The sequence below is a fragment of the Mesorhizobium sp. P2_C5_2 genome, assembly GCF_056404535.1.
The window spans coordinates 592,366-605,082 of record NZ_JBFUDV010000005.1 but is presented as its reverse complement, the minus strand read 5'-3'; the positions used below and the strand labels follow the sequence as shown (position 1 = coordinate 605,082).

The 12,717-nt window shown below is 63.0% G+C and carries 11 protein-coding genes; all 11 read left to right on the top strand.

Annotation, left to right across the window (positions count from 1 at the left end):
* Nucleotides 1-34 precede the first annotated feature (34 nt).
* Complete coding sequence (locus AC1D1B_RS21410) at nt 35-289, top strand: hypothetical protein (RefSeq protein WP_477334902.1); 255 nt, start codon at nt 35-37, stop codon at nt 287-289.
* On the top strand, nt 192-1,046 hold the full coding sequence (locus AC1D1B_RS21405) for a MipA/OmpV family protein (RefSeq protein ID WP_477334406.1): 855 nt from the start codon (nt 192-194) through the stop codon (nt 1,044-1,046). The genes AC1D1B_RS21410 and AC1D1B_RS21405 overlap by 98 nt, the downstream gene beginning before the upstream one ends.
* Nucleotides 1,047-1,072: 26 nt before the next feature.
* On the top strand, nt 1,073-1,849 hold the full coding sequence (locus AC1D1B_RS21400) for a response regulator (protein ID WP_477334870.1): 777 nt from the start codon (nt 1,073-1,075) through the stop codon (nt 1,847-1,849).
* Complete coding sequence (locus AC1D1B_RS21395; protein WP_477334405.1) at nt 1,846-3,207, top strand: sensor histidine kinase; 1,362 nt, start codon at nt 1,846-1,848, stop codon at nt 3,205-3,207. Before AC1D1B_RS21400 ends, AC1D1B_RS21395 begins: the two co-directional genes overlap by 4 nt.
* Before the next feature lie 300 nt (nt 3,208-3,507).
* The gene (locus AC1D1B_RS21390; RefSeq protein ID WP_477334404.1) at nt 3,508-4,128 is read left to right on the top strand and encodes a LuxR C-terminal-related transcriptional regulator; all 621 of its coding nucleotides are present in this window, start codon (nt 3,508-3,510) and stop codon (nt 4,126-4,128) included.
* A gap of 146 nt (nt 4,129-4,274) precedes the next feature.
* Nucleotides 4,275-5,465 carry an aminotransferase class V-fold PLP-dependent enzyme gene (locus AC1D1B_RS21385; RefSeq protein WP_477334403.1) on the top strand — a complete coding sequence of 397 codons (1,191 nt, stop codon included), beginning with the start codon at nt 4,275-4,277 and terminating at the stop codon, nt 5,463-5,465.
* A gap of 11 nt (nt 5,466-5,476) precedes the next feature.
* On the top strand, nt 5,477-6,439 hold the full coding sequence (locus AC1D1B_RS21380; RefSeq protein WP_181055906.1) for an HpcH/HpaI aldolase/citrate lyase family protein: 963 nt from the start codon (nt 5,477-5,479) through the stop codon (nt 6,437-6,439).
* A gap of 18 nt (nt 6,440-6,457) precedes the next feature.
* Nucleotides 6,458-7,642, top strand: a complete 1,185-nt coding sequence (locus AC1D1B_RS21375) for a malate--CoA ligase subunit beta (RefSeq protein ID WP_477334402.1) — start codon at nt 6,458-6,460, stop codon at nt 7,640-7,642.
* 14 nt (nt 7,643-7,656) lie between these two features.
* On the top strand, nt 7,657-8,556 hold the full coding sequence (gene sucD, locus AC1D1B_RS21370) for a succinate--CoA ligase subunit alpha (protein WP_477334401.1): 900 nt from the start codon (nt 7,657-7,659) through the stop codon (nt 8,554-8,556).
* An 86-nt stretch (nt 8,557-8,642) separates the two neighbouring features.
* Nucleotides 8,643-9,611, top strand: coding sequence for a 2-hydroxyacid dehydrogenase (locus AC1D1B_RS21365; RefSeq protein ID WP_477334400.1), 969 nt, complete (start codon nt 8,643-8,645; stop codon nt 9,609-9,611).
* 37 nt (nt 9,612-9,648) lie between these two features.
* Nucleotides 9,649-12,318, top strand: a complete 2,670-nt coding sequence (locus tag AC1D1B_RS21360; protein ID WP_477334399.1) for a phosphoenolpyruvate carboxylase — start codon at nt 9,649-9,651, stop codon at nt 12,316-12,318.
* Nucleotides 12,319-12,717: the final 399 nt, after the last annotated feature.

Sequence of the window (12,717 nt, the reverse complement as noted above, 5' to 3'; positions counted from 1 at the left end):
GGCGGTGGCGCGATTTGGCTTGAGAGCACGCCACATGGTCGCACGACGTTATGCCGAGGTCGCTTCGTACAGCCGCCAAAAAGCGACCAAGATTGCGCAACAAAAATTAACATCACTTCATGCATGCAGCCACCTTCGCCTGAAATACTCCGAGCATCAGGGGCTCACCGCCTCGCTGCTCTGGAGCATGCATGTTCAATATGGATTCTGGAATGTTTGCCGGCCGGGCCTCTCTTGCGGCGATGGCGGTGCTGGTTTCAACGCATTCGGGCATCGTGCTGGCGGCTGACGCTATTGCCGTGAATTCCGATGACTTTAGCCCTCCGCCCGATCCTTCCCGTTTCGGACGCTTCGAACAAAAACTGGCCGACTGGCACGTCGTCGTTGGAGGCGGCGCCATCATAGTCCCCAAATACGAGGGCAGCGACGAGTTCAAGGTCATGCCGGTACCTTTCATCACCGCGACATTCCTCGATACGGTGACGGTCGATCCGACGGGCGCCAACATCGCGATCTACAGACAAGGCCCGTTCGAATTCAGCGCGCGGCTTGGCTATGAGATGGGCCGCAAGGAAGACGACGCCGACCACCTGCGCGGCTTAGGGGATGTCGACATGGGCGCGACAGTCGGCGCGAAGGCCGCGGTGAAGTTCGGCCCGGCTGAAATCTTTGCGCAGCTCGACAAGACCATCGGCGGCAGCGATGGCCTCGAAGGCAAGGTCGGGATCGAGGTCAGCCAGCCTCTGTCCCCATCGTTGGTGATCGGCGCCAGTGCAGCCGCCGTCTTCGCGGACGAAAATTACATGCAGGCCTATTTTGGCGTCACGCCGGAACTATCGGCTCGCTCGGGGCTGGCTCGCTATGATGCTGGTGCCGGGTTGAAGCGCGCCGATTTTTCAATTTCCGCCACATATATGCTCAATCAGAACTGGATGGTGCGGGGCGAAGCGGGGGTCGGCATTCTCTTGGGTGACGCCGCCGACAGCCCGATCGTCGTCGACAAGGTTCAGCCTTCAGGGATGCTTCTGGTCGGATACCGGTTCTGACATCCACGCAGGCACCTATGCAGGCTATGACAAACTCCGAGATCGCACGGCAAAGGCACCCAAGCGATTTGAACGCCGAATCCAGATCGACAAGGCAAGGTTCGCGTATCCTCATCGTCGAAGACGACCTCGAAATCGCGCGCATGCTGGGTGATACGCTCACCGAAAACGGCATGATCGTGGAAATAGCCGGGAACGGCGTTCGGATGGACGCCGCGCTTCGCAACCAGAAATTCGATCTTATCGTGCTTGATGTCATGCTGCCTGGCGAAAACGGCCTCAGCATCTGCCGCCGCCTTCGCGCGCAAACGAACGTTCCGATCCTGATGCTGACCGCCCTTGGCGAAGAAATCGACCGCATCTTCGGACTCGAGATTGGCGCGGACGACTACGTGACAAAACCGTTCAGCGCTCGCGAACTGACGGCCAGGATACGGGCGCTGCTGCGCCGCACGACCTACGCTCCCGAGGAACGGGATCGGTCGAAGGTGCTTCGCTTCAACGGCTGGCGCCTCGACCCCATTCGCCGGCAATTGCATGATCCGAGCAACGCGCGGGTCGCGACCACCACGCATGAATTCGACCTGTTGCTTGCTTTCTGCCGTAATGCGGGCCGGGTTCTCTCGCGCGAGGAACTCCTTGGCGTAACCCATGCAGGGCTTGCCGGACCAATCGAGCGCAGCGTCGATGTTCACGTCAGCCGAATCCGCCAGAAGATCGAAAAGGATGCGCGCGATCCGGTGCTTCTCAGGACAGTTCGGCTGGGCGGTTACATCTTCACCGCGACGGTTGAGGAAGCATGAGGGATTTGATCCGCCGTTTCCTGCCGCAGTCTGTGCGTGGGCAGTTCGCGGCAGTCATTATCATCACGGTGGTTGTGATCCTGTCCGTTGGATCGGTCGTCGAAAATGTTACAGCGAGTATCAACCTGCCGGCTGTCGACGACAGCGCCACACGAACCGCCGTGGTTGCTGCCTTGTTGCGCGAAGCACCAGTGGAAGCTCGCAGCGTGATCTTGGCAGCGGCGGCGCGAGCGGGTTTTGATTTCAAGATACTGCCCAGGAAGCAGATCGACAGTATTCCAGTTTCCTATCTTCAGTGGCGAAATATCGAATGGCTTTTCCGGTTCAACAACGAACCGACGGATGGACGTTGGCTAACAATCGACGGTGAATATGCCTTTGTGCTGGATCTGGACCAACAGGCCGTCCTGGCTCATTTTGGCGTGCCCGATACCTTGCTGACATCAGGCTTTATCCGTTCCCTGTTCTACAAATTTATGGCTTTTGTCGCTTTTCCTGCCCTGATTTGGCTTTTTGCAGTATGGGCCGTGACAAACCCCCTAAGACGCATTTCGACCGCTGTCGGGTCAGCAGAGATCGAGAACAGCGACGAGCTTTTCATCGAACGCGGCTCCATCGAGATGGTCGGCCTGGTGCGCGCCCTGAACAGGATGAGAACGCGTATCCGGACGATGATCGAGAATCGCACGCGCATGTTGCGCAGTGTCAGCCATGATCTGCGCACGCCTTTGACGCGGCTGCGGCTTCGCGCCGAGCGCATGGATGACGGCCTCACCCGAACCGCGATGCTGTCCGATGTCCAGCATATTGAAGAGCTGATCAACGAGACTTTGACCTATCTGCGCAACGATGTTTCGACGGAGAAGCTGCAACGCGCAGACATTGCCAGCGTGCTGCAAACAGTCTGTGCCGAATTCTCCGATGTCGGGTTTTCGGTCTCGTATTCCGGACCGGATCGGCTTCTGGGCTGGTGCAAACCCAATGCGCTGGCACGTGCGATCACCAATCTCTGCGACAACGGGGTTAAATTTGCCGGCAATGTCACCGTCGCATTGACGCTGACCGAGACGACGGCGCGCATAGCGGTCGGCGACGATGGACCGGGCATTTCGATGACGGCGCGCTCCCGCGTATTCGAACCATTCTTCAAGGAGGACACATCGCGTGGCGTTGCCTCGAAGCATGGCTTCGGTCTTGGTCTCTCGATCGTTGCGGACATCATCCAGGGTCATGGTGGCAAGATCGAATTGCAGGATAATCAACCGACAGGGCTCATCGTGACCGTCGATCTGCCGAACGGACCAGTTGTCTCGCCATCACAATGGCTCCCGGGGTTCGGCGAGCGCATGTCAGGTTGATCCCGTAACCCACGGAATTTCAAACGAAATGCGCCCTCCCGCCTGAACGGCGACACTGGCAGGCGAGATCACTCCGGCCGGCATTGACAACACCAATACCATCAAAAACCGATGCCCCGGCGGCTTAAAGCAGCGCGACAGCGCATGTCGCTGGGGAAAGAGCACCCCCGCACGGTTGGGGCAGAATTGTCATGATGCAGGTCCAGGCAATGGCCGGACCGCTGAGATTGCAACCAGAACAGCCGGAAGCCCTTGAAGATCAGGTCGCAGACAGAAACCAAGGCAACCGAGGAACGGCGCGTGCGCGTGGTCGTGGCCGAACGCAATCCGCTCGTCATATCGGCGCTGCGCGAAATGCTGGAATGCGACGGCCGCTTCGATCTCCTCGCCTGCGTGCAAAGCGGCAGCCAATTCCTCCAACTGGCGACGGAAGGCGAATTCGACGTCGCCGTCATCGGCTGGAAGCTCGCCGACATGGACGGCGCCGATGTGCTGGCCGAGGTTCACAGCGGCAAGCTCGGCGTGCGCATAGCCGTGTTTTCCAACGACCATGACATCGGCATCCTGAAGCAGTGCGTGCGGCTCGGCGCCCAGGGCTACTGCTTCCAGTTCGACGACCCGTCGATCATCTTCGAGACGATCCTGGCCGTTGCGCATGGACGCATCTGCATCCCCTATATCGACATCAACAAGGTCAACGACACGCCCTTGTCGCAACTCACCGTGCGCGAACGCGAGCTGCTGGCAGTGCTGTCCGACGGCTGGACCAATCTGCAGATCGCGACGCGGACGGGGATTTCCGAGAACACGGTAAAATACCACCTCAAGAATCTCTACGACAAGCTCGACGTCCGCAACCGGGCGATGGCCGTGGCGCTCTATGCGCGCGAGAGGCGTACCCAGAAACAGCCTTTCGGGTAGGCAAGCGATGGGCCGCGGGTAGGCCAACCGGGTAGGCCGCCCCCACCCGTGCGCGGCGAGATGTTACCCGGCAAGGTGTTGTTGCCTTTAGCCGTCGAAACGAAACTCCCCATCACCGCTTTGCTGGATCAGGAGGAGTTCGCACCATGGCCGGTTTCACCCATCTTTTCATTCCCGGACCGACCAACATCCCCGAACAGGTCCGGCAGGCGATGAACCTGCCGATGGAGGATATGCGCGCCGCGTCCTTCCCCGATCTCACCTTGCCGCTGTTCGAGGACATCAAACGCGTCTTCAAGAACGAGACCGGCCGCGTCTTCATCTACCCCTCCTCCGGCACCGGCGCCTGGGAAGCGGCGATGACCAATGTGCTCAGCCCCGGCGACCGCGTGCTGATGTCGCGCTTCGGCCAGTTCTCTCACCTGTGGGTCGACATGGCCGAGCGCCTCGGCCTCGAGGTCGATGTCATCGATTGCGAATGGGGAACGGGCGTGCCGCTCGAGCTCTATGCCGAGCGGCTGAAGGCCGACAAGGCGCACCGCATCAAGGCAATCTTCTGCACGCAAAACGAGACGGCGACCGGCGTAACCAGCGATGTCGCCGGCTGCCGCGCCGTGCTCGACGATGCAAACCACCCTGCCCTGCTGTTCGTCGACGGCGTGTCGTCGATCGGCTCGATCGACTTTCGCCAGGAAGAATGGGGCGTCGACTGCGCCGTCAGCGGCTCGCAGAAGGGCTTCATGCTGCCCGCCGGCCTCGGCTTCCTGTCCGTCAGCAAGAAGGCGCTTGTGGCTTCGAGGAGCGCCACCCACCGCCGCTGCTTCTTCTCTTTCGAGGACATGATCCGCGCCAACGATGGCGGCTATTTCCCTTATACGCCGGCTACACAGCTGCTGCGCGGCCTGCGCGCCTCGCTCGACCTGATCGCCGAGGAAGGGCTCGAAAACATCTTCGCCCGCCACCATCGCCTCGCCGAAGGCGTGCGCAAGGCGGTCGACGCCTGGGGCCTGAAACTCTGCGCCAAGGCGCCGAAATGGCATTCCGATACGGTCAGCGCCATTCTGGTGCCCGAAGGCATCGACAGCGGCGACGTCGTCAAGCGCGCCTACGGCACCTACCAGACGTCGCTTGGCGGCGGCCTCAACAAGGTGATGGGCAAGGTCTTCCGCATCGGCCATCTCGGCTGGCTGAACGAGGTGATGGTGCTTGCCTCGCTGTCGGCAGCCGAAATGGCGTTGCTCGACTGCGGCGTGCGGCTGGCGCCGGGTTCCGGCGTCGGCGCCGCCATCCAGCATTTCCGCGCCTCGGCCGCCGTGCCGGTCGCCGAAGCCGCCTGAGGGAGCCGACCATGAGCCACACCATCAACCATCTGAAGAAACTGCGGCTGCAGCGCAGCGAGCTGGCGGTTCCCGGCTCCAGCCCGGAAATGATCGACAAGGCGGCCAACAGCGCCGCCGACTTCATCTTCCTCGACATCGAGGACGCGGTCGCGCCGCCCGACAAGGAACGCGCCCGCAAGAACATCATCCAGGCGCTCAACGACATCGACTGGCGCGCCAAGGGCAAGACCGTCTCGGTGCGCATCAATGGGCTCGACACGCACTACATGTACCGCGACGTGGTCGACGTCATGGAGCAGGCCGGCGACCGGCTGGACACCATTTTGGTGCCGAAGGTCGGCGTGCCGGCCGACCTCTATATGGTCGAGGCCATGGTCAACCAGATCGAGATGGCCAAGGGTTTCAAGACCCGCGTCGGCCTCGAAGCGTTGATCGAGACCGCGCTCGGCATGGCCAATGTCGAGGCGATTGCCGCGACCCCCGGCCGGCTGGAAGCCATGCATTTCGGCGTCGCCGACTATGCCGCGAGCTGCAAGGCGCGCACCGTCAACATTGGCGGGCTCAACCCCGACTATCCCGGCGACCAGTGGCATTTCGCTTTGTCGCGCATGACTGTCGCCTGCCGCGCCTACGGCCTGCGCGCCATTGACGGGCCGTTCGGCGACTTCTCCGACCCGGAGGGCTACATCGCCGGCGCCAGGCGCGCCGCGGCACTTGGCATCGAGGGCAAATGGGCAATCCATCCCTCGCAGATCGCGCTCGCCAACGACGTCTTCTCGCCGCCGGAAAAAGAGGTCACCCGCGCCAGGCGCATCCTCGAAGTGCTGAAAGAGGCCGAGGCGCAGGGCAAGGGAGCGGCAGCCCTCGACGGCAAGATGATCGACGCCGCGTCGGAGCGCATGGCCAGGAACGTATTGGTGGTCAACGAGGCAATCGAACGCGCTGGCCAACCGCGCGTCGCCACGCATTGACTGTTCAGGGAGGATAAGATGGACATCCACGAATATCAGGCCAAGGAACTGCTGGCGCGCCACGGCGTGCATGTGCCGCGCGGCGGGCTGGCCTACAGCCCCGAGCAGGCAACCTACAGGGCGCGCGAGATCGGCGGCAGCAAATGGGTGCTGAAGGCGCAGGTGCACTCCGGCGCGCGCGGCAAGGCCGGCGGCATCAAGCTCTGCGCCAATGACGAGGAGATCTCCAACGCCGCCGAAGCCATGCTCGGCCGCAAGCTGGTGACCCAGCAGACCGGCCCGCGCGGCAAGCTGATCTCACGTCTCTACCTCGAGGAAGCCGTCGACATCGCGCAGGAGCTCTATGTCGGCTTCGTGCTCGACCGCAAGGAAGAGCGCGTCATGATCGTGGCGTCTGCCGCCGGCGGCATGGAGATCGAGGACATCGTCGAAAAGGCGCCCAATTCCATCCTGCGCACATCGGTCGATCCCGGTGTCGGCATGCAGCGTTTTCAGGCCCGCGAAATCGCCTTCGGGCTCGGCCTCGACCACAATCTGATCGGCAAGGCGACCGAGACCATCTTCGCCTGCTACCAGGTGTTTCGCGACTATGACGCCTCGATGCTGGAGATCAATCCGCTGGTGGTGACCCGCGACGGCAATCTGATCGCCCTCGACGCCAAAATGTCGTTCGACGAGAACGCGCTGTTTAGGCGGCCGGAAATCTCCGAACTGCGCGACAAGAGCCAGGAAGACCCGCGCGAAACCTTCGCCAGCGACCGCGGCCTCTCCTATGTCGGCCTCGACGGCAATATTGGCTGCATCATCAATGGCGCCGGTCTCGCCATGGCGACCATGGACATGATCAAGATCGCCGGCGGCGAGCCGGCCAACTTCCTCGACATAGGCGGCGGCGCCTCGCCCGAGCGGGTGGCGAAATCCTTCCGCGCTGTGCTCGGCGACAAGAATGTCGAGACCATCCTGGTCAACATCTTTGCCGGCATCAACCGCTGCGACTGGGTCGCCGAAGGCGTCATCAAGGCGATACGCGAGGTCGGCGTCAACGTGCCGCTGGTGGTCCGTCTCTCAGGCACCAAGGCCGAGGAAGGCCGCCGCATCCTGGCCGATTCCGGCGAGGCGGTGATCGTTGCCGACACGCTGGCCGAAGCCGCCGAAAAAGCCGTCGCCGCCTGGCGTGCAGCCACCAAGAAAAAAGCAGCCTGAGGGAGGTCGAGAAAATGGCAATCCTGCTCAACCGCAGCACCCGCGTCATCGTCCAGGGATTTACCGGCAAGATAGGCAGCTTCCATGCCGAAGACATGAAACGCTACGGCACCAAGCTGGTCGGCGGCGTCACCCCCGGCAAAGGCGGCCAGAAGCATCTCGGCCTGCCCGTCTTCAACACGGTCAAGGGCGCGGTGCGCGAGACCCGCGCCGAGGCGAGCATCGTTTTCGTGCCGCCGCCCTTTGCCGCCGATTCGATCATGGAAGCAGCCGACGCGGGGATAAAACTGTGCGTCTGCATCACCGACGGCATCCCTTCGCAGGATATGATGCAGGTCAAGCGCTACATGCTGCGCTACCGCTACGAAGACCGCATGCGGCTGATCGGCCCGAACTGCGCCGGCGTCATCACGCCCGGACAGGCGCTGATGGGCATCATGCCCGGCAGCATCTATCTGCCGGGCCGCGTCGGCATTGTCGGCCGCTCCGGCACGCTCGGCTATGAAGCGGCGTCGCAGATGAAGTCGCTCGGCATCGGCGTGTCGACCAGCGTCGGCATCGGCGGCGATCCGATCAACGGCTCCTCCTTCAAGGACATGCTGAAACTGTTCGAGCAGGATGACGAGACCGACGCGGTGGTGATGATCGGCGAGATCGGCGGACCGCAGGAAGCCGAAGCGGCGATCTGGGCGCGCGACAATATGCGCAAGCCCTTGATCGCCTACATCGCCGGCCTCTCGGCCCCGAAAGGCCGCCGCATGGGCCACGCCGGCGCCATCATCTCGGCCTTCGGCGAATCAGCGCAGGAAAAGGTCGAAATCCTGAAAGACGCCGGCGTCGTCATCGTGCCGACGCCGTCGTCGTTTGGTGAGGTGGTTGCCGAGACGCTGGCGGGGATGAAGAAGGCGGCGTGACGGCGGCCGGGCGAAACCCGCATAGAGCAATGTGACGTTGGGGCTGGCGCCAGGCATCGCCACCCCCTCGATCGGCAGGATATCAGATGAAACCGCGTTTGATTGTTACTCGCAGATGGCCGGCGCCCGTCGAAGCGGTCCTCGCCGAACGCTTCGACACGACGTTCAACACCAGCGATACGCCATTGAGCCCGGCTGCAATGACGTCCGCCTTCGTGGATTATGACGCGATCCTGGCAACGGTCAGCGACCGCTTGCCTGACGCGGTGTTTCCGGAATCCTCCACCCGCACCCGGATCATCGCCAATTTCGGCGTCGGCTTCAGCCATATCGATGTCGCGGCCGCCCGCGACCGCGACATCGTGGTGACCAACACGCCAGGCGTGCTGACCGATTGCACCGCCGACCTGGCGCTCAGCCTGATATTGGCTGTCGCGCGCCGAACTGGTGAAGGCGAGCGCCAGCTACGGGCCGGAGAATGGCGCGGCTGGTCGCCGACGCACATGGCCGGCGCGAAGGTGTCGGGCAAAACCCTTGGCATTGTCGGCATGGGCCGCATCGGCAAGGCAACCGCCAGGCGCGCGCATTTCGGTTTCGGCATGAAGATCGTGTTCTTCAATCGCTCGCCGGTCGACGATGAGGAGACGCGCGCCATGGGCGCGGTGCAGATGCAGACGCTGGAAGGGCTGCTCGCGGCATCCGATTTCGTGTCGCTGCACTGTCCGGGCGGCGCGGAAAACCGCCATCTCATCGATGACCGCCGCCTGCGTCTGATGAAACCCGGCGCATTCCTGATCAACACAGCGCGCGGCGATGTCGTCGACCAGGATGCCCTGATCGGCGCACTGGAAAGGCGCGAGATCGCAGGCGCCGGCCTTGATGTCTTTGCCGAGGAACCGGCCGTTCCGGAGGCGCTGAAGCGGTTGGAGAACGTCGTGCTGTTGCCGCATCTGGGCAGCGCGACCGAGGAAACGCGCGTGGCGATGGGCATGAAGGTGGTGGAGAACCTGACCGCCTTCTTCGAGGGTCGCCCGGTCCCCGACCGGGTTGCTTGAAAGCTGGGCGCCAGTCTCGGCCCGGGAGGAAAGCGTTTTGGAACAAAGCAAACCCATCAAGTTTCGCGAAGACGAGCGCAGCCTGCTGTTGCGGCTGCTGCTTCAGGTCGCGAGCGCGCGCGAGCCCGAGATCGCCTCGGTTCTGAGCGGGCGGAGGTCACTTGTTTCCCTCGCCCCGGAGCAGCGCATCCCGGCGTTGCAGGCTAGCGGCGTATGGTTCCAGTTGCTGGCGATCGCCGACGAGTTGCTTGCCATGCGGGCACGCCGCGAGCTCGAACAGGGCGCGGGCGTCGACGAAGTGCCGGGCTCCTTCGCCAGCGTAATCGCGCAGATGGCGGCGCACGGGGGCTCGGCGGCCGAAGTGCAGGCTGCGTTTGATGAACTTTGCGTCGGCCCGACCATGACCGCTCACCCGACGGAGGCCAAACGCGTCACGGTTCTGGAGATCCACCGCCGCATCTATCGCAAGCTGACCGAACTCGACCAGCCACGCTGGGCCCCGCGCGAACGCGAGCTTCTGGTTACCGATCTTGAAAGCGAGATCGAGCTGCTGTGGATGACGGGCGAGCTGCGGCTGGAGCGCCCGACGGTCGAACGCGAAATCGCCTGGGGCCTGCATTTCTTCCGCGAAGTCATTTTCGAGGCGACGCCGCAGCTTTACGGCAAGCTTCAGGACGCCTTCCAGCGTCACTATCCCAGAGAGCCGGTCAGAATCCCTTCCTTCATGCGCTATGCCTCGTGGATCGGCGGCGATCGCGACGGCAACCCGAACGTGACCGCCGCCATGACCGCCCGTGCCTTGGCCGAATACCGCAACACCGCCATTGGCTGGTACCTGACGCAAATGCAGCGGCTGGTGACGGTGCTCAGCGCCAGTTCGAACGTCGTCGACCTGCCAGCCAGCTTCGCACCGCTGCTGCAAAAGGCACTCGATAAAAGCGGACAGACGCACGACATCGCCGCGCGCAATCCCGACGAACCGCTTCGCCAGTTCGCCTCGGCCTTGTTGGCCCGGCTTGAGGCGACACGCGATGGCGCAGCCGCCGCCTACCCCTCCGCAGAGGCGTTTGGTGCTGATCTGCGCGGGCTGGCTCTCGTCCTCGAAGCGATCGGCGGGCGCGCGGTCGCCCGACGTTTCGTCCAGCCGCTGCACTGGCAGCTCGGAAGCTTCGGCTTCCGGACGGTCTCGCTCGACATCAGGCAAAACTCCACTGTCGTCAATCGAGTGCTGGCCGAGATCTTTGCTCTGGCAGACCCGGTTGCACCAGACACGCCGCAATGGTCGGCGCGCATCCGCGCAGCCCTTGGCCAAAGCGAGCGGATGGACATCGACGCGGATCGGCTTTCGCCCGAGGCAAGGGAACTGCTTTCGACATTCTCTGTCATCGCGAACCAGACCGCCGGCTCCGATGCCGATGCCGTGGGCTGTTTCGTTCTCAGCATGACCCGCTCGGTCGACGATCTGCTCGCGGTCTATCTGCTGGCGCAATATTGCGGGCTTTCGACCGCGCCCGGTGGCGACGGCACGATCAGGCTGCGGATCTTACCCTTGTTCGAGACCATCGCCGACCTGCAGGCGGCCCCCGGCATCCTGAACGGATTGCTCGACATTGCCCTGGTGAGGCGCACGGTGCGGGATTTCGGCGCGCGCCAGGAAATCATGCTCGGCTATTCGGACTCCAACAAGGATGGCGGCTTCCTGGCCTCCAATTGGGAGCTGGCCAAGGCGCAAAAGCGCCTCGCTGCCGTCGGCCGCAAGCACAAGGTCAGGATCAGCTTCTTTCACGGCCGTGGCGGCTCCGTCAGCCGTGGCGGCGCGCCAACCGGCCGGGCGATCGCGGCGCAGCCGGCAGGTACGGTCGCCGGAGCCATGCGGGTGACGGAACAGGGCGAGGTCGTGTCTTCGAAATTCGCCAATCGCGGCACCGGCCTCAACCAGCTCGAAATCCTCGCCGCCGCCGTTCTGGCTCACAGTGCCGTATCGCCGGGCGACGCCGAAACAACGCAGACGCCCGAGTTCGACGAAGCGCTGGAAGCGCTGGCCGGCATGTCGCAGGCCTCCTATGCCGGGTTGATGGCAGAGCCAGGCTTCCTCGATTATTTCAACCAGGCGAGCCCGGTCGCGGAGCTGGGGCTCCTGAAAATGGGCTCACGGCCGGAGCGCCGTTTCGGCGCCGGCGGCATTGCCGATCTGCGCGCCATCCCCTGGGTGTTCGCCTGGAGCCAGAACCGTCATCTGCTGACTGGCTGGTATGGCATCGGCAGCGCGCTGAGTTCCTTTGTCGCGGTGCGCGGCGATGCCGGGCGAGAGCTTCTGGGGCGCATGTTCGAACACTCGCGCTTCTTCCGTCTGATCGTCGACGAGGCGGAGAAGACGCTCTACCAGTCCGACATGGAGATCGCCCGGCTCTATGCCGGCCTGGTGTCCGATGGCGATGCATCCCACCGGATCTACACCCGCATTCGCGCGGAGTACGAATTGACACGGGGCCTGATCCGCGACCTCACCGGGGGTGATCTTTCCGTGCGCTTTCCGATGTTCAAGCGGCGTTTCGACAGTCTGCGGCGTCAGATGGACGACATTCACCGGCTGCAGGTCGATTTGCTGCGTGAAGTCAGAGCAGGCGCGGCGGATCAAAAGCGGTCGACCGACGCCCTGCTTGTCTCGATCAACTGCATCTCCTCAGGCCTTGGATGGACAGGATAGGCCCGGTTTTCGCCGAGCTACCGACGCCATCTGGCGTCATGGTCCGAGGCTGATTGACCACGCCGCGGATGAAGAAGGCGGCGTGATCCCGGCGCCTCCGTCGGGACATCCCAACAGATTGAGGGCCTGCGCGAAGACATTGATCGCCTCGCGCAGCTTAACGCGACGATCCGCGTTGTGACCGTAGCACTTGACAGTGGATGAAGGCCCGACGGTTCTCCCAGGATAGCAGCGGACGGAGCTGCAGCACTTTAGGGCACATCGAGGTATACCCTGAAGTGCGAGCTGCGAGGCTGGTGGCGTGCGCCTATCGGCTGCTTGATGACTGCAATTGGCCGACAGCAGACGGTCGGCTTTTGGCAAGGTAGCTCTTGGAAAGATCCGTTCCACATGGTCGAT

Excerpts from the sequence above, each read along its gene's own strand:
- AC1D1B_RS21410 (WP_477334902.1), top strand. The coding sequence starts at position 35 with ATGGTCGCACGACGTTATGCCGAGGTCGCTTCGTACAGCCGCCAAAAA.
- AC1D1B_RS21405 (WP_477334406.1), top strand. The coding sequence starts at position 192 with ATGTTCAATATGGATTCTGGAATGTTTGCCGGCCGGGCCTCTCTTGCG.
- AC1D1B_RS21400 (WP_477334870.1), top strand. The coding sequence starts at position 1,073 with ATGACAAACTCCGAGATCGCACGGCAAAGGCACCCAAGCGATTTGAAC.
- AC1D1B_RS21395 (WP_477334405.1), top strand. The coding sequence starts at position 1,846 with ATGAGGGATTTGATCCGCCGTTTCCTGCCGCAGTCTGTGCGTGGGCAG.
- AC1D1B_RS21385 (WP_477334403.1), top strand. The coding sequence starts at position 4,275 with ATGGCCGGTTTCACCCATCTTTTCATTCCCGGACCGACCAACATCCCC.
- AC1D1B_RS21380 (WP_181055906.1), top strand. The coding sequence starts at position 5,477 with ATGAGCCACACCATCAACCATCTGAAGAAACTGCGGCTGCAGCGCAGC.
- AC1D1B_RS21375 (WP_477334402.1), top strand. The coding sequence starts at position 6,458 with ATGGACATCCACGAATATCAGGCCAAGGAACTGCTGGCGCGCCACGGC.
- sucD (WP_477334401.1), top strand. The coding sequence starts at position 7,657 with ATGGCAATCCTGCTCAACCGCAGCACCCGCGTCATCGTCCAGGGATTT.
- AC1D1B_RS21365 (WP_477334400.1), top strand. The coding sequence starts at position 8,643 with ATGAAACCGCGTTTGATTGTTACTCGCAGATGGCCGGCGCCCGTCGAA.